Consider the following 17,573-nt stretch of genomic DNA (forward strand, 5'->3'; position numbering starts at 1 on the left):
GGAGTTAATCTGTTCCTATGGTAACAAAAATGCCAGCAACAAAAAACGGAAGCCAGTAGGCTTCCGCTTGCGGTGTGTATTTTTTTGCTGATGGGCTTATTAGGTAAAGGCAACAATCAAACCAGGAATGACAATAAAGACGCTTAGCAAATAACCACCGGCAATGGCTTTGTTTTTCAGTGCCAAGTCAGAAATCCAATCCGCCCCTTTTAGTGGCAGGTTTCTCAACCATGGCACACCGTAGATAAGCACAGTGGCAAGGACATTAAAGCACAAGTGGACTAACGCAATTTGCAGAGCAAAGACGGCAAACTCGCCACTTGCCGATGTCGCCGCGAGCAAGGCGGTAATACAAGTACCAATGTTGGCGCCTAAAGTGAACGGGTAGACATCGCGTACTTTCAAAACCCCAGAGCCGACCAGAGGCACCATTAAACTGGTGGTGGTGGATGAAGATTGTACTAAAATCGTGACTATGGTGCCTGAGAACATACCGTGAATAGGGCCGCGACCAATGGCGCCTTTTAGCATCTCGCGAGCACGGCCAACCATTAAGCTCTTCATCAGCTTACCCATGACGGTAATGGCCAAGAAGATCGCAGCAATACCAATCACAATCAGTGCCACACCGCCAAACGTATCTCCTAATGGAGCTAGGGTATCTTTAGCGGTATTCACGACCGGTTTGGTCAACGGCTTGATAAAGTTGAATCCTTTAATACTCATGTCACCGGTGGCCAAAAGAGGGGAAACTAACCAATGAGACAGTTTTTCTAAAATACCAAACATCAACTCAAGTGGTAAGAAAATACCCACCGCGAGAACATTGAAGAAGTCGTGAATGGTGGCGCTGGCAAAAGCGCGTTTGAATTCTTCTTTGTTGCGAATGTGCCCTAAACTGACCAAAGTGTTAGTGACTGTGGTTCCGATATTCGCCCCCATGATCATCGGGATGGCGGTAGCAACCGGTAAGCCACCCGCCACCAAGCCCACAATGATAGAGGTGACGGTACTTGAAGATTGAATTAAAGCCGTTGCCAGTAGACCAATCATTAGGCCGGCAACTGGGTGTGAGGCAAAAGCAAATAACTCTTTGGCGTGCTCACCACTGGCTAATTTAAAGCCACTTCCGACCATAGAAACGGCCACAAGAAGCAAATAAAGCATAAATACCAAGTTAATCCATTTTAGGGTATTGGAAGTGCGCTGGTCACTTCTCGCGATGGTGGCTTGGTCGTGCATAATCATTCTCCATTCGATCAAGTAAAAGGTTTAGCTTGATCAAAGTGTTATCGATTGTTTCGAAGTCAGCCAACACGGCGAGACAACGAGGTTTTGGATGAAAAACAAATCGTGATTTATCAAATGTGCAGCGATAATAAGTCGCTTATGTTTCATTAATGTGACAGTTAAAAGTTATTGTTTTGTGTTTTTTGGTGTGATGTTTTCTATCTTTATGATTTATATCGCTATTAATTTTACTCGCCAGCTTTATATGACAAATATTGATCCTTGGTTTCGAAATAAACTGGTTTTTTCTGATCTTTATTTCGGTAAAACCGATGAATTGAATTGTCTGACTGAGTTTGCTATACATGCAAGACGTGTTTATTTTAGTTTTTCTTTATGTCTCACCTTAATTACAATCATCTTTATTACTTTTGGATGGTGTGCAAACAAGGCTCTATCAGCAAAGCGGCTGAGGCACTGTTTTTGACACCTCAGACCGTCACGGGTCAAATCAAGTCCTTAGAAGATCGCATGGAAGGCAAGTTGACCAAACGCAACGGCAGAACGGTTGAGCCGACCGAGCTCGGCCAGCTGGTGTATAAATACGCCGATCGCATGTTTGGTCTTAGCTATGAAATGCTCGATATTGTCAATTACAGCCAACATTCCAACATATTGTTTGAAGTCGGGGTGGCTGATGCATTGTCAAAACAAATGGTCAGTAAAATTTTAATGACCACGGTTCCCGCCGATAATTCAATTCATTTGCGCTGTTATGAGTCGACTCACGAGATGCTATTAGAGCGCTTATCTCAGCACAACCTCGATATGATTTTATCGGATTGCCCCGTCGATTCGACTCAGAGCCCGGGGCTTTACAGCAAAAAACTGGGTGAGACGAATATGGCGTTTTTTAGTTACAGCAACAGTCAAGCGTCACAATCCTTAGTTGACATGTTGACCACGAAGCCATTGATCTTACCGGGAAGACGCACGGCAATGGGACGCAAAGTGATGCAGTGGTTAGACCGGCAAGGCGTACAGGCGCAAATCCTCGGTGAGTTTGATGACGTTGCCTTGATTAAAGCCTTCGCGGCGTACCATCGCGATTGTTTGTTTTTGGCGCCAGCCAGTTATTTTAACCCGCAATCGCAAACCGGAAATCAATTGTACTGCTTTGACACGATTGAAGAGCTAAAAGAAGAGTATTACGTTATTTTTGCTGAGCGGATGATCCAACACCCTGCGGTAAAAAATGTCTGTGACGCGGATTTTAGTCAATTGCTCAATCAAACCGATGGCATCATAGTGTAAAGGGAATAGAATGAATCTAGTGCAGATGCAACACAATGCCCCGCGCGCCGTCAGTACGTTAAAAGCCATGGCCAATGAACGTCGATTGCAAATACTGTGTTTGCTTTATGAGAGAGAATACGCTGTGGGTGAGTTGTGTGGTTGTTTAGACTTAAGTCAATCGGCGTTATCTCAGCACCTTGCATGGTTGAGAAAAGAGCAAATTGTTATCACTCGCAAAGAAGCTCAAACGGTATTTTATTCTTTAGCCAGTGAAGAGGTAAAACAAATCATGAATTTGTTACACACCCTCTACTGTGAGTGAGTATGTATTGTTAAACTATAGAAAAAGCAGAAATAAAAAAACCGGCCGAGGCCGGTTTTTTTTCTCGTTGCTATCAAAGTACGATTACAGTGCTTTGATTTTTGCAGCGAAGCTTGATTTATGACGAGCAGCTTTATTCTTATGAATAAGGCCTTTAGTTGCCATACGGTCAAGAATTGGTGTAACTGCAGCGAATGCAGCAGTTGCAGCTTCTTTGTCGCCAGCTTCGATAGCAGCAACTGTTTTCTTCATGTAAGTGCGCATCATAGAACGACGGCTAGCGTTGTGCTGGCGACGTTTCTCAGCTTGGATAGCGCGCTTCTTAGCAGATTTACTATTTGCCAAGGGTCTAACTCCCAAAAACTTTGTTCTGTTGACGATTTAAGGGCAGGGAATATCCCTTATTTACTCTCAAATGTCAAATGGTTTGTGCAAAAACCAATCGAAACCAAACAATTTTTTGGAATGAAAAGGTCTTCGCGGTTAAGATGGCGTGGATTCTAACAGCATTTTCTAGCCAATGCTAATACTTCTCTAACGGAAAATGCATATATTGGTTTAAATTGCTTAATTTTCAGGGTTTAACTTTATGTCTCGAGGTAAATGTGAGTAAACGACTTCTCAAGTCCGGTATGATTGTCAGTGCGATGACGCTGGTTTCACGTGTATTAGGTTTAGTTCGAGACATTGTGGTCGCCAATTTAATGGGCGCCGGTGCCAGTGCGGATGTTTTTTTCTTTGCCAATAAAATTCCTAACTTCTTGCGACGCTTATTTGCCGAAGGCGCGTTCTCACAAGCGTTTGTTCCGGTATTAACCGAATACCAAGCGCAAGACGATGAGAGCAAAACCCGAGAATTGATCGCCAAAGTCTCAGGGACACTGGGGGTGTTGGTCACGATTGTGACGTTAATCGGCGTGCTGGGGTCGGCTGGGGTCACCGCCTTATTTGGTGCCGGCTGGTTTTGGGATTGGTTACACGGCGGTCCGGCAGCCGAAAAATTTGAGCTGGCGAGCACACTGCTTAAAATTACCTTTCCCTATCTGTGGTTTGTCACCTTTGTTGCTTTGTCTGGGGCAATTTTAAATACCCTTGGCCGCTTTGCCGTGTCTTCCTTTACGCCGGTGTTTCTCAATATTGCCATCATCAGTTGTGCTCTTTTTCTTGCGCCGCGGTTATCGCAGCCAGAAATTGCCTTAGCGTGCGGGGTTTTTCTGGGGGGACTGGTGCAATTTTTATTTCAAATTCCCTTTTTGGCCAAGGCGGGTCTATTGGTTAAACCGTCTTGGGGATGGTCACACTCAGGCGTTGTCAAAATACGCAAACTGATGCTCCCTGCGCTGTTTGGGGTGTCCGTCAGTCAAATTAACTTGTTACTCGATACTTTTATTGCCAGCTTTTTAACCACGGGGGCCATCAGTTGGCTTTACTATTCCGATCGGCTACTCGAATTTCCGTTGGGGTTGTTTGGCATTGCCATTGCCACGGTGATCTTACCGGCGTTGTCGAGAAAACACGTGGACGCAGAGGCTTCGGGATTTGCCGCGACCATGGACTGGGGGGTGAGAATGGTGGTGTTGCTCGGCGTACCCGCCATGCTTGGCTTAATGGTTTTGGCCAAACCAATGTTGATGGTGCTCTTTATGCGCGGCGAGTTTGTGCTTAGCGATGTCGAGCAGGCGGGCATGTCTTTATTGGCGTATGCCAGTGGCTTGTTGAGCTTTATGTTGATCAAGGTGTTGGCACCTGGCTATTACTCGCGACAAGACACGAAAACGCCGGTGCGTTTTGGTATTATTGCCATGGTTACCAACATGGTGTTCAATGCCATTTTTGCTTATTTTTACGGTTATGTTGGTTTGGCGATGGCCACGTCGTTGTCGGCCTTATTGAATATGTTACTCTTGTATCGCGGTTTGCATCGCGCGCAGGTGTATCGAGTGACCAAAGCGACGGCGTGGTATCTGGGCCGAGTATCGGCCGCGGCGTTGGTGATGGCGCTTGTGCTCAATTGGCAGTTACCGCCGTTGGCACAGTGGGTTCAATGGTCGCTATTTGAACGCGTGATGCAATTGCTCTTGCACATTGGTCTTGGCAGTTGTGCTTATTTATTAACCTTGTTGCTGCTCGGTTGGCGACTAAAGCATGTAAAGTCAGCGACAGAGCGTATGTAAAAGTATATAATCCGCCAGTTTTCATCTATTAGAAATCAACAGAGGCACAGGTAACACATCGATGGAATTAATTCGAGGAATTCACAATATTCAATCTCACCATCACGGGTGTGTACTGACAATCGGTAATTTTGATGGGGTGCATTTGGGCCACCAAGCGGTACTTAAGCAAGTGGCAGAGCAATCCAAAGCCCTTAACCTTCCCTCTGTTGTGATGACCTTTGAGCCTCAACCGTTAGAGCGCTTTGCCAAAGACAAAGCCCCCGCTCGTTTGACGCGTTTGCGAGATAAACTTGTGCAGTTGAACAAGTTGTCATTAGATAGACTGCTGTGCGTTAATTTCACCGCCGAGTTTGCTCATATTGAAGCGCAAGCCTTTATCCGCGACTTGTTGGTCGAGCGTTTGGGTGTTAAATTTCTCGTGGTTGGCGATGACTTTTGCTTTGGTCGTCGACGCCAAGGAGACTTTGAACTGCTCAAGGCGGCAGGTGAGCAATATGGCTTTGAGGTTGTTAGTACGCAAAGTTTTTGTTTGCAAACCGCACGTGTCAGCAGTACCTTGATTCGTCAAGCTTTGGCTGCAGATAAATTTGCAGAAGCGGCGGTGATGCTCGGGCGGGAATACAGTATTCAAGGTCGAGTGTCACACGGTCGAAAACTGGGCCGCACCATTGGCTTCCCAACGGCCAATATTCCTCTTAAACGCTGTGTATCACCGGTGTCTGGGGTGTATGTAGTGGAAGTAAAAGGCGTTGATGGCCACGCTACCTTTGGTGGTGTGGCGAATATCGGCCATCGACCCACGGTCAATGGCTCGCGCCAACAGCTCGAAGTTCACCTATTTGATTACCGCGGTAATTTATACGGTCAGCAGCTTGAGGTGGTGCTCAAGCACAAATTGAGAAACGAAGAAAAATTTGCCTCTTTTGAGGCGCTAAAACAACAAATTGAATTGGATGCTGAAGCCGCTCGGGTGTGGCTGCTTCAGTCTAAGCGTTAGTCGGCTTTGACCACCGACTGGCATAATGTCTAACTTCGCCCAACACAACGGAATTAAGAATCGATGAGTGAGTATAAAGATACCCTGAATTTGCCTGAAACAGGGTTTCCGATGCGCGGCAATTTGGCTAATCGTGAGCCACAAATGCTGGCGCGCTGGTATAAAGAAGACCTTTACGGTGCCATCCGTGAAGCAAAAAAAGGTAAAAAATCGTTCATTTTGCATGATGGCCCTCCTTATGCGAATGGGGATATTCACATTGGCCACGCTCTCAATAAGATTCTTAAAGACATTATTATCAAATCCAAAACCTTGTCTGGCTATGATGCACCTTATGTCCCTGGTTGGGACTGTCACGGTTTGCCTATCGAGTTGATGGTTGAGAAAAAAGTGGGTAAACCTGGCCACAAGGTCAGCGCCGCTGAATTTCGTCAAAAGTGTCGTGAATACGCGGCAGGTCAAGTGGAAGGGCAAAAAGAAAGCTTTAAACGCTTGGGTGTGCTGGGCGAATGGGACAAACCATACCGCACTATGGATTTTGCCACCGAAGCCAATATTATCCGCGCCTTGGGTAAAATTGCCGACAAAGGTCACCTACTCAAAGGTTTTAAACCGGTGCATTGGTGTACCGATTGTGGCAGTGCGTTGGCTGAAGCGGAAGTGGAATACAAAGACAAAGTCTCTCCATCAATTGATGTGCGTTTTAAAGCCGCTGACCAAGAGGCGGTACTCGACAAGTTTGAGTTGACGCAAGGACATTCAGGGCAGGGCGATGTTTCTGTCGTGATCTGGACCACCACGCCTTGGACCTTACCAGCTAACCGCGCTGTGTGTATGCGCGAGGACCTTGAGTACGCTTTAGTCCAAATTGAAGGCGACAACCCTGAGCGCATCATTGTAGCGGCAGAGTTAGTGAAAGACGTCATGGATCGCGCCGGGATCGAGCACTATCACAACCTGGGCTTTACGAGTGGTGCCAAGCTCGAGCTAACGCAATACCAACACCCGTTTTACGATTTTACTGTCCCTGCTATTTTGGGCGATCACGTGACAACCGATGCCGGTACCGGTGTGGTTCACACCGCGCCTGGTCACGGTCAAGAAGACTTTGCGGTCGGTCAGCAGTATCAACTTGAGGTGGCTAACCCGGTTGGTTCGAACGGGGTTTACCTTCCCGATACCGATTTGTTCGCCGGTCAACACGTCTTTAAAGCCAATGATTCGGTGTTAGAGGTGTTAAAAGAGCGCGGTGCTTTACTGCATCACCACGCTTATGAGCACAGCTACCCACATTGCTGGCGCCATAAAACGCCGATCATTTTCCGCGCGACGCCACAGTGGTTTGTCTCTATGGATCAAGCGGGTCTGCGCGCCAAAGCCCTCGATGCGATCAAAGGGGTTCAGTGGATGCCAGACTGGGGACAAAATCGCATTGAAAGCATGGTTGAAGGTCGCCCAGAGTGGTGTATTTCTCGCCAGCGTACTTGGGGCGTTCCGATTGCGTTATTCGTCCATAAAGAAACCGCTGAATTGCACCCTAACTCGCTTGAGCTGATAGAAAAAGTGGCTCAACTTGTTGAAGAAAAAGGTATTCAAGCGTGGTGGGACGTCGAGCCTGAGACGCTTTTAAGCGCGGACGATGCGGCAAATTACGAAAAAGTCCTAGATACACTCGACGTGTGGTTTGACTCAGGTGTGACACACTCTGCCGTGGTCGACAACCGCGAAGAGTTCAACGGCCACAAAGCCGACATGTACCTAGAAGGTTCCGACCAACATCGCGGCTGGTTCCAGTCGTCATTGATTTCTGGGGTTGCGATTAACGATGTTGCGCCTTACAAAGAAGTCCTTACTCACGGTTTTGTCGTGGACGGTCAAGGCCGTAAAATGTCGAAATCGGTGGGCAACGTGGTGGCGCCAAAAGATGTGACCAATAAACTGGGTGCCGATATTTTGCGCCTTTGGGTGGCCTCAACCGATTACACCGGTGAAGTGGCTGTGTCTGATGAAATTCTCAAACGCAGTGCTGACGCTTACCGCCGTATTCGCAATACGTCGCGTTTCTTCCTCGCCAACCTCAATGGATTTAACCCTGAAACCGATATGGTGGCGGCAGAAGACATGGTGGCACTCGATCGCTGGGCTGTCGGCCAAGCCTTGTCGGCGCAACAAGACATTTTGGCGGCGTATCAAGAGTACAACACACACGCCGTCACTCAGCGTCTGATGCGTTTCTGCTCTATTGAGATGGGGTCTTTCTATCTCGATATTATTAAAGACCGTCAATACACCGCAAAACGTGGCAGTCATGCTCAGCGTAGTTGTCAAACGGCTTTGTATCACATTGTTGAAGCCTTGGTTCGCTGGATGGCGCCGATTATGTCCTTTACGGCGGATGAAATTTGGAATGAAATGCCAGGCCAACGCGCTAAGTTCGTCTTTACAGAAGAGTGGTATCAAGATCTCTTTGCACTTTCTGATGATGAAGCGATCAGCAACAGCGATTGGTTGAAAGTCCAAGAAGTGCGTGCGGCGGTGAATAAGTTGTTAGAAGCGGCTCGTAACGAAAAAACCATTGGTGGTTCACTGCAAGCTGAGGTGACGTTGTACGCTTCTGATGAGATTGCTGAGGTACTCAACCGCTTGCAAGACGAGTTGCGTTTTGTGCTGTTAACTTCCGCGGCCAACGTCGTTAGCTTAAATGACAAATCAGAGCAAGCGAAAGAAACCGAGCTTGACGGACTGTGGGTTGAAGTGGCCAAAACCGACGCTGAGAAGTGCGATCGCTGTTGGCACCACACCCCAGAAGTCGGTCATATTGAAGGTCACGAAACTATTTGTGCACGTTGTGTGTCCAACGTAGAAGGAGAGGGCGAGAGCCGTCACTTTGCTTAACCAATAGGATACTCATGAGCCAATCTAATCTGACTTGGCAACAATCTGGAATGCGCTGGCTGTGGCTGGCCATTCTGGTGTTTGTCGCTGATATAGCTATTAAGTTTTTGGTGCTTCACACAATTCCGATGGGGTGGCAACACCGCATAGAAGTACTGCCCTTTTTCAACTTACTTTACGTACAAAATCACGGTGCGGCGTTTAGCTTTTTGAGTGATGAAGGTGGTTGGCAGCGTTGGTTGTTTACCGCCATTGCCATTGGAGTGAGTGCTTTTTTGCTCTTTTCCATGCGCCGTCAACCGGCCAAGCCTGCGTTAAATAACGTGTCATACGCCTTAATTGTCGGTGGCGCCATTGGCAATGTGTTTGATCGCATTGTGCATGGCTTTGTGATCGATTATCTCGATTTTTTCTGGGGTAACAGTCATTGGCCGGCGTTTAACTTGGCAGACTCAGCAATTTGTATCGGGGCGGCGTTGATCATATTAGATGGTTTTCGCTCTCAGCCCGAGGGCAAATAACGCTCGCGACGTCTTTTCAGCGCTGTCATTACGATGGCGCTTTTTTTCACGGTTATTTTGCTCCTATCACCACCAATGGCGTAAACGCTCGTTGGTGGTGGCTTCATAGAAACGCATAAGAAGGGATCCTATGATTACCCAAAACTCTCTGGTGACATTGCATTTTAGTATTATTATGGCCAATGGTTCGGTGGCCGACAGCACGTTAAATCAAGGAAAACCCGCCAAATTAGTGATTGGTGATGGCAGCCTGAGTGAGAACTTCGAGCAGTGCTTAATCGGCTTAAAGCCCGGTGATAAACAATCGATTCCTCTGCAAGCGGAAGACGCTTTTGGTTTGCCAAATCCCGATAACATCCACCATATGGATCGCAGTCGATTTGTCGGCGATGCCGCGGTTGAAGTTGGCACCATCATGGCGTTTTCTGGCCCAGATGGGATGGAAATTCCTGGCATCATCACCGAGATTATTGGCGACTCAGTCACCGTTGATTTTAATCATCCCCTCGCGGGCCAAGATGTGACTTTTGAAGTTGAAATTTTAGCGGTAGAATAGTTGAGTTACCCAATAGCAAGAGCGACAAAATGAAGATATTGTTAGCCAATCCCCGAGGCTTTTGTGCTGGGGTGGATCGAGCGATTAGCATCGTAGAACGCGCCTTAGAGCTTTACCAGCCCCCAATATACGTACGTCATGAAGTGGTACACAATCGCTTTGTGGTTGAAGGATTAAAACGCCGTGGGGCGGTATTTGTTGAAGAGTTGCATGAAGTGCCTGACGACAGTATTGTCATTTTTTCTGCTCACGGTGTGTCACAAGCGGTTCGACAAGAGGCCAAACGCCGCGCTTTAACCGTGTTTGATGCAACCTGCCCATTGGTGACTAAAGTTCATATGGAGGTGGCTCGTGCCAGTCGCCGCAATATGGAAGTGGTGTTGATAGGCCATGCCGGTCACCCCGAAGTTGAAGGGACGATGGGCCAGTATCACAGTGAAACTGGCGGGATGTATTTAGTTGAAAAACCAGAAGATGTCGCGGGTTTGAAAAACAAAGTTCAAGATCAAAGTCATCTGCATTACGTTAGCCAAACCACCTTGTCTGTCGATGAAACCGCCGATGTGATTGATGAATTGCGCCGTGTGTTCCCCGATATACAAGGCCCGCGCAAAGACGATATTTGTTACGCGACGCAAAACCGCCAAGACGCGGTAAGAGAAATGGCACGAGAAGTCGACGTGATGATTGTGGTGGGGTCGAAGAACTCCTCCAACTCCACGCGCTTAAAAGAGTTGGCTGAGAAGCTAGGTACGCCAGGCTATTTAATTGATACGGCTGAAGATATTGATACCGCTTGGTTTGAGGGGGTCAATAAAGTGGGCGTGACCGCCGGGGCGTCAGCGCCGGAAGAGTTAGTGGCACAGATCATTGAACGGATCAAAAGCTTAGGGGCAGAGGACGAGGTCGAAGAGGTGTTGGGCCGAGAAGAAAATATGGTCTTTGAGGTGCCAAAAGAGCTGCAGATCACCCAAGTGGGCTAACCGAGTTGGCTTGAAAAAAACGGCCATGGCCGATGAGAAAAAATGCGCCGTTGTGGCGCATTTTTTTATCGAGCATCGATGGAACACCGGGGCCGTGACATTGCGATTGGTATGACCTATAGCCCACCAAAACACAGGTATTTGATGTTGAGGTACTCGTCGATACCTTGATGGCCTCCTTCGCGACCAATGCCCGATTGTTTGACGCCGCCAAATGGGGCGACTTCGGTTGAAATCAGACCGTCATTAATGCCGACCATGCCGTATTCAAGGGCTTCGGCGACGTGAAAGGCGCGCGGGATAGAGGCGGTATAGAAATAACTGGCCAAGCCGTAGATGGTGTCATTGGCTTGGTGAATTAAGTCTTCTTCATCATCAAAGGCGATAACGGGCGCTACCGGGCCAAAAATCTCGCTTTGGACAATGTCCATGTCGGCCGTGACTTGAGTCAGTATGCTGGGTTCGACAAAGCGACCCCCTAAATCCTTGCCACCTAAAGCGAGCTGCGCGCCTTGCTCGATAGCGCGTTCAAGGTGAGCCATCACACTGTGTTTCGCGCGATCGTCGATAAGTGGGCCAATGTCGGTATCGGCTTGTAACCCTTGACCGGCCTTGAGTTGACTGGCCGCGGCGACAAACTTTTCAACAAATTGGTCGTAGATGTCACGTTGGACATAAAAGCGATTGGCACAAACACAGGTTTGGCCGGCATTGCGAAACTTGGAGGTAATGGCGCCCTGTACCGCATCATCGAGATTGGCGTCATTAAAGACAATAAACGGCGCGTTGCCACCGAGCTCCATGGACGTGCGTTTTACAGTGTTAGCGCATTGTTCCATCAACAAACGGCCAATTTTCGTTGAGCCGGTAAAAGACAGTTTCTTGATGTCTGGGTGTTGGCAAAAAATATCGCCGATCACACTGGCATCTTGGTGATTCACGATGGTGAGTAAGTCCTCGGGTAAACCCGCTTGTAAGGCTAACTCTAGGCAAGCATAAGCACTGAGGGGCGTTTGTGCGGCGGGTTTGACTAACATGCTACACCCTGCTGCGAGTGCCGGAGCGGCTTTGCGAGTGATCATCGCTATGGGAAAATTCCAAGGCGTAATGGCGGCGGTCACCCCAACCGCTTGTTTCACGGTCATCAAACGCTTATTGGCGGCTGGGCTAGGAATGGTCTCACCGAGTGTTCGTCGTGCCTCTTCAGCAAACCATTTGATAAATGACGCCCCGTATTTGACTTCACCAAGGGCCTCTTGCAAAGGTTTTCCTTGCTCTAAGGTCATGATTCGGGCGAGATCATCTTGGTTTTCCAACATCAACTCATACCAGCGATAAAGGATATCACTGCGCTGGCCAGCACTGATCGCTTGCCACGAACGTTGAGCCTGTTTTGACTTGGCAATCAGCGCTTCCACTTGTTGGGCTGAAAAAGAAGGGACATAAGCGATGATCTCGCCGGTAGCGGGGTTGTCGACAGCAATTGCTGAATCACTGGCAGGGCACAGGGCGTTGAGAAGACGCTTATTTTTAATTTGTTCCATGTTTTCAATCCTCAAGGTGGTGAAAAGTCTCTCCAGTCTACTCCTGTTAGCGTCCATAAGACTAGCGAAGATGGTGAAGTTGCGGTCAATTTTCCAGTAAAAGGCTGGGTGGTGAGATGACATGGACGCTGCCGTTGATTGTCACTCCAAGGGGGGGGGGCCGTTGGCCTTATTGCCCCTTTTTCCACGATGGGGTAGGGGCAATGGGCTACTGACTTAATCCTAAGCCTAAGGCGTCTTTTAAACTGCGAAAATATCGCCGGCTAACTGGAACGCTGTGACCGCTATGAGTCGATAGGGTGGCGAGCCCGTTGTCTTGCAGCTTGATTTCACGGATCGAGGCCAAACGCACCAAATACTGGCGATGGCAGCGCACTAGGTCGGTTTTGTTTTCTAATACTTTAAGGGTTAATTGCGTGTCTGAGGTTTGCTGCGCGGTAACGAGATGGACACCGCGTAAATCGCTGTAAGCGCATTCTATTTCCTGCTGGGGGATAAAAAAGATCCGCTGATGACCGACACAAGGGATTTGGCTTAAGCGCTCTGGCGTAACCGAGGAGAAGTCTTGTTGATCGAGTTGTGCTTTTTTCAATCGCAATAGTGTTTTGTTCAGCCGGCTTGGCTCGACGGGTTTGAGCAAGTAATCAAACGCGTTGTCTTCAAAGGCCTGTAAGGCGTAGTGCTCAAATGCAGTGACAAAGACAATGTGTGGCATGGTATCGGTGTCGAGCATCGCCAGCATGTCTAACCCAGAGACCTGTGGCATCTCAATATCGAGGAATACCACATCCGGTTTCAGTTGTTGGAGTTTTTTCATGCCTTCAATGGCATTGTTGGCCTGTCCTAGTACCTCAACCATCTCGGTTTCGGCAAGCAGCAGACACATTTCTTCGCGAGCTAAGGGCTCATCATCGATAATCAATGCAGTGATCATACAAACCTCATGAGGAAAAAGGCAAAGTAAATGCCATACGAGTATATTGGTGTGGTTGACAAGACACCACCAGCTTTGCGTTTTGGCCAAATTGATGAATTAAGCGTTTGTCGACAATATCCATGCCCAAGCCATCGTGTTGAGCGCTGTAAGGTTGGTAAAGACCGGCATTGTCTTCTACTTGAATAAACAGCGCTTTTTGTTGTGTTTGATGACGAATGGTAATGTGGACGTAACCGCCCTCAAGGCACTGCGCAATACCGTGTTTAATGGCATTTTCTACCAAAGGCTGCAGGGTAAAACTGGGCAGTTTGGCACTCAGAGCGCTCTCTGGGCAATCAATATCAACAGTAAGGCGGTCGGCAAAGCGGGCTTTTTCAATCGATAGGTAGGCCTTAACGTGTTGGATCTCCTCATCTAAGGTGACCAATGAGGGATTTTGTTTTAGGTTGCGGCGAAAAAAGCGCGACAGATTTTGGATCAGGGCCCGGGCATTATCGGGGTCACGCCTAACAATGGCACTGATGGTATTGAGCGCATTGAACAGAAAGTGAGGATTGACTTGAGCTTGCAGTAATTTAATTTCCGCCTGGACAAGTAAACTTTGCTGTTGCTGATAGGCGCCATAGACAATTTGGCTCGACAGCAGTTGAGCAATACCTTGTGCCATCGACATATTGACCGTAGAGAGCAATTTTCGTTTCGGTTCGTAGAGCTTAATACTGCCGACCACTTCTTTTCCTGAGTGCAAGGGAATGATCAGCGCCGAGCCAAGACGGCAATGCGCATCTATTGAACACTGGTAGTGACGCTCTGTGCCATCGAGATGAATGATGTGATTGTCGTCAATGGCTTCCAAGGTTGACGGCGAAGAAATCGGTGTGCCCGGTAAATGGTGATCATCACCAATACCGATGAAGGCGAGAATTTTTTCTTTGTCGGTAATGGCGACAGCACCGACGTTGGTTTCTTCGTAAATAATGCGCGCGACTTTTTCGGCATTTTCTTGGTTAAAGCCGGAGTAGAGCAAACCGACAGAGCGATCCGCAATCGACAGCGCCCGTTTGGAAAACGTCGCGGAATACTTTTCAAAGATGGTTTTTTTATCGCTTAAAATACTGATAAAGAGCGCTGCGCCAATCGAGTTGGCAATAATCATCGGCGCGGCGATTTCGGCGACCAGTTGGTAGGCTTGATCAAAGGGCTTCGCAACCAATAGTAATATCAGCATTTGCACGATTTCAGCGCACAAGGTGATGGTAAAGACCTTTAACGGATTAAACAGTGCCAGTGGTTGCTGGCGGCGCAGGTAGTAAACGTGAACGACACCGCCAATCAAGCCTTCGGTGGTGGTTGAGATGGCGCAGGCGAGATCGGTAAAGCCGCCCATGGAATAACGATGCAGTCCGCCGGTAAGGCCGGTGGCAAAGCCAACCACAGGACCGCCGAGCAAACCGCCTATGACCGCGCCAATGGCACGAGTGTTGGCAATGGCATCGGAGGTGTGTAACCCAAAATAACTGCCGAGAATACAGAACAAAGAAAACGTCACATAGACCATTAAGCGGTGTTGAGGTTTTTTCGATACGCTTAATATGGGTAAGAAAAGCGGCGTTTTACTCAGCATATAGGCAAGCACTAAATAAACGCACATTTGTTGCAGCAAAGACAGGATCAATTCCATAACTACTCGAATCGCAAGAAATAAAAACGAGCTGATTGTACTTGGCTTAGCGTAAGAAAACTGAGAGCTGCCCCACCAAATGGCGATGGGGCAGCAAAGAGGTTAGGCGGAATGCGAGACCTTGTTGGACACGGTTTCTGGTTTGGCGCTGTCGAGAGGCGCGTCCCCTTTGCCTTTGGAGATTTTGATCACATAGACGGTGACCATCAGGGCGCCTAGGATACCAAGCGCGGTCGAAATGTTCATCGCGATACCAAATCCAAGTGTGCTGTTGTTGAGAATAAAGGTAATGCACACTGCAGTCATAAAGATAGCTGGGATGGTACTAATCCAGTGCAGTTTGTTGTGGCGCAGCAAGTAAGCCGACGCGGTCCACAGCATCATGACGGCCGTTGTTTGATTGGCAAAGCCAAAGTAGCGCCAAATTAATCCAAAGTCGACTTGGGTGAGGATAGCGCCGAGTACAAATAACGGAGCGGCCATGAGAAGGCGATTGCGAAGGTTTTTCTGGTTGACGTTAAAGTATTCTGCCAGGATCAGTCGGCTTGAGCGAAACGCGGTATCGCCGGAAGTGATCGGCAAAATAACCACGCCAAGAAATGCCAAGATGCCACCAAAGACGCCCAACAAACCAAAGGAAGAGGCGTAAACGACATTGCCAGGTCCACCATTACTGATAGCGGCGGATAGGCCGTTTAAGTCGCCGAAGAAAGACAAGGCGATCGCGCACCAAATGAGCGCAATCACGCCTTCACCAATCATGGCACCGTAAAAAACGAAACGGCCATTCTTTTCATTTTCCATGCAGCGTGCCATCAACGGAGATTGCGTGGCGTGGAAACCAGAAATTGCACCACAAGCGATGGTAATAAAGAGCGCAGGCCACAGTGGCATGTCATTGGGGTTGAGGTTTTTGAGCATGTCAGAGAAGGTGAAGTTACCCAGTACACTGTATTGGTCTGAGAGGGCAACCGCCGTGATTAAACCCACCGACATAAAGATCAACAACGCGCCAAACAGAGGGTAAAAACGACCGATGATTTTGTCGACCGGCACAATGGTTGCAAGCACATAGTAGGCAAAGATAATGGCCACCATCGTCATGGTATCGATGTGCCAACTGGTTTGTTCGTTGATGAGGTTCGTGATCATCCCCGCTGGGGCGGATACAAATACCACGCCGACCAATAGCAACAAAACAATAGCAAAAAGGTTCATAAAGTGTTTCGCGCCAGGGCCTAAATATCGACCGGACAGACTCGGCACGGAAGCCCCCTTATTACGCACCGACAACATTCCGGAAAAGTAGTCGTGAACACCGCCGGCAAAAATGCAGCCAAGGACAATCCAAAGCATGGCAGAAGGACCGTAAAGTGCGCCCATAATAGGACCAAAAATGGGGCCGACGCCAGCAATATTGAGCAATTGGACTAAGTAGACCTTAGGGGTCGACATAGGCACAAAGTCGACGCCATCTTGCTGGCTGTGTGCAGGGGTTGGTCTAGAGGGTTTAATGCCGAACACTTTTTCAATAAAAGTGCCATAGATTACGTAGCCTGCGATCAGTGCTACGACACAGATAATAAACCAGAGCATAGCGAGGTATCCTTTTGAGTGAAAGTAAGACAAACGATTGAGCGAATGCGGGTACTGTAAATCAGAGTGACGCAGAAGGGTGCGAGAAGTTCATTAAGCGGTCGTATAGCAAACTAAGTGGTATTACCGTGTTCACAAGCGATCTAAAAAAGTAACTGAGTGTGATTGAAGTCATATTTTTACTTGACCGCGGCAGGGAAACTTGGTTTGCTTCGCTGCTTTGTTTTGCGCAAATTGTCGTGGCTTTGGTTGGCGATAAAATTGGCAACCAAACGCGGTTGTGACGACAGGGAATCTGGGCGTGTGATCGACCCGTCGCTCAGCAGAGTATGTAGCCAGATTGTCATGACCCCTTCACCGTTTGCCGATTAGGATAGCGGTGTCAGCAGGCAGTTTGAGTCGCAACAATAAAAGTGGAAGCGTGTCATTATCATTGATTAGCAAACGTATGAGAGTCTAAAAAGAGAATAACCCAATGAAAACGAAGAGTGTATTTTGTTGTAGCGCCATGGTGTTACTCAGTGCTTGCGTCGCTTCACCACAGCAACGCACAGCACAGCTTGCCAAAGCGGGTGAGTGGCATCAGATTGGTTACCAAGATGGGATTAAAGGTCAGGAGTCGCGTTCGATGGCCAACTTAAATCAATTGGGGACAGTCAATTTCTCACAATACGAACAGGGCTATCAAGCGGGTATCGAGGAGTATTGCAATCCCGATCTCGCGTATCAAATCGGCTTGTTCGGTCAAGATTACCTCGGCGTGTGCAACGGCATGCCTCAAGGTAAAAAATTTCGCTTACAGTGGCAACGAGGCTGGAATGATTATAACCATTAACGA

General features: G+C 48.2%; 16 protein-coding genes. 9 read left to right on the forward strand and 7 right to left on the reverse strand.

Annotated elements, in window-relative coordinates; translation table 11 throughout:
• Positions 1-99: 99 nt before the first annotated feature.
• Complete coding sequence (locus tag AB0763_RS03745) at positions 100-1,242, reverse strand: Na/Pi symporter (RefSeq protein WP_306101210.1); 1,143 nt, start codon at positions 1,240-1,242, stop codon at positions 100-102.
• Positions 1,243-1,626: 384 nt separating this feature from the next.
• On the opposite strand from AB0763_RS03745, the gene nhaR reads away from it, so the two are divergent.
• Positions 1,627-2,544 carry a transcriptional activator NhaR gene (gene nhaR, locus AB0763_RS03750; protein WP_306101211.1) on the forward strand — a complete coding sequence of 306 codons (918 nt, stop codon included), beginning with the start codon at positions 1,627-1,629 and terminating at the stop codon, positions 2,542-2,544.
• Positions 2,545-2,554: 10 nt separating this feature from the next.
• Positions 2,555-2,848 (forward strand): helix-turn-helix transcriptional regulator, encoded by a 294-nt coding sequence (locus tag AB0763_RS03755; protein WP_306101212.1) that lies wholly within the window; start codon positions 2,555-2,557, stop codon positions 2,846-2,848.
• An 84-nt stretch (positions 2,849-2,932) separates the two neighbouring features.
• Here the strand turns inward: AB0763_RS03755 and rpsT are convergent, their stop codons facing one another.
• Positions 2,933-3,193 carry a 30S ribosomal protein S20 gene (gene rpsT / locus AB0763_RS03760; RefSeq protein ID WP_306101213.1) on the reverse strand — a complete coding sequence of 87 codons (261 nt, stop codon included), beginning with the start codon at positions 3,191-3,193 and terminating at the stop codon, positions 2,933-2,935.
• A gap of 260 nt (positions 3,194-3,453) precedes the next feature.
• On the opposite strand from rpsT, the gene murJ reads away from it, so the two are divergent.
• The 6 genes from murJ (at position 3,454) to ispH (ending at position 10,977) form a co-directional block, all read left to right on the forward strand.
• Positions 3,454-5,022 carry a murein biosynthesis integral membrane protein MurJ gene (gene murJ, locus AB0763_RS03765; protein ID WP_306101214.1) on the forward strand — a complete coding sequence of 523 codons (1,569 nt, stop codon included), beginning with the start codon at positions 3,454-3,456 and terminating at the stop codon, positions 5,020-5,022.
• 61 nt (positions 5,023-5,083) lie between these two features.
• Positions 5,084-6,022: a bifunctional riboflavin kinase/FAD synthetase gene (ribF, locus tag AB0763_RS03770; RefSeq protein WP_306101215.1), complete on the forward strand. Its 939-nt coding sequence runs from the start codon at positions 5,084-5,086 to the stop codon at positions 6,020-6,022.
• 63 nt (positions 6,023-6,085) lie between these two features.
• A complete protein-coding gene (gene ileS / locus AB0763_RS03775) occupies positions 6,086-8,917 on the forward strand; it encodes an isoleucine--tRNA ligase (protein ID WP_306101216.1) in 2,832 nt (943 codons plus the stop codon).
• 14 nt (positions 8,918-8,931) lie between these two features.
• A complete protein-coding gene (lspA, locus tag AB0763_RS03780) occupies positions 8,932-9,438 on the forward strand; it encodes a signal peptidase II (RefSeq protein WP_306101217.1) in 507 nt (168 codons plus the stop codon).
• Between the two features lie 130 nt (positions 9,439-9,568).
• Complete coding sequence (fkpB, locus tag AB0763_RS03785) at positions 9,569-9,994, forward strand: FKBP-type peptidyl-prolyl cis-trans isomerase (RefSeq protein WP_306101218.1); 426 nt, start codon at positions 9,569-9,571, stop codon at positions 9,992-9,994.
• 29 nt (positions 9,995-10,023) lie between these two features.
• Positions 10,024-10,977 (forward strand): 4-hydroxy-3-methylbut-2-enyl diphosphate reductase, encoded by a 954-nt coding sequence (ispH, locus tag AB0763_RS03790; protein ID WP_306101219.1) that lies wholly within the window; start codon positions 10,024-10,026, stop codon positions 10,975-10,977.
• Between the two features lie 116 nt (positions 10,978-11,093).
• On the opposite strand, the gene AB0763_RS03795 is transcribed toward ispH, so the two are convergent.
• The 5 genes from AB0763_RS03795 to AB0763_RS03815 form a co-directional block, all read right to left on the reverse strand.
• Positions 11,094-12,521, reverse strand: a complete 1,428-nt coding sequence (locus tag AB0763_RS03795; protein WP_306101220.1) for an NAD-dependent succinate-semialdehyde dehydrogenase — start codon at positions 12,519-12,521, stop codon at positions 11,094-11,096.
• Positions 12,522-12,729: 208 nt separating this feature from the next.
• Complete coding sequence (gene btsR / locus AB0763_RS03800) at positions 12,730-13,455, reverse strand: two-component system response regulator BtsR (RefSeq protein WP_306101221.1); 726 nt, start codon at positions 13,453-13,455, stop codon at positions 12,730-12,732.
• Between the two features lie 7 nt (positions 13,456-13,462).
• Positions 13,463-15,139 carry a sensor histidine kinase gene (locus tag AB0763_RS03805; RefSeq protein ID WP_306101222.1) on the reverse strand — a complete coding sequence of 559 codons (1,677 nt, stop codon included), beginning with the start codon at positions 15,137-15,139 and terminating at the stop codon, positions 13,463-13,465.
• Between the two features lie 102 nt (positions 15,140-15,241).
• Positions 15,242-16,735, reverse strand: coding sequence for a carbon starvation protein A (locus AB0763_RS03810; RefSeq protein ID WP_306101223.1), 1,494 nt, complete (start codon positions 16,733-16,735; stop codon positions 15,242-15,244).
• A 179-nt stretch (positions 16,736-16,914) separates the two neighbouring features.
• Entirely contained in the window at positions 16,915-17,082 is a 168-nt protein-coding gene (locus AB0763_RS03815) for a hypothetical protein (protein WP_306101224.1), read from the reverse strand.
• Between the two features lie 161 nt (positions 17,083-17,243).
• Between AB0763_RS03815 and AB0763_RS03820 the strand changes: the two genes are divergently transcribed.
• A complete protein-coding gene (locus AB0763_RS03820; protein ID WP_306101253.1) occupies positions 17,244-17,570 on the forward strand; it encodes a DUF2799 domain-containing protein in 327 nt (108 codons plus the stop codon).
• Positions 17,571-17,573 lie beyond the last annotated feature (3 nt).

Source organism: Vibrio sp. HB236076 (assembly GCF_040957575.1).
GTDB lineage: Bacteria > Pseudomonadota > Gammaproteobacteria > Enterobacterales > Vibrionaceae > Vibrio.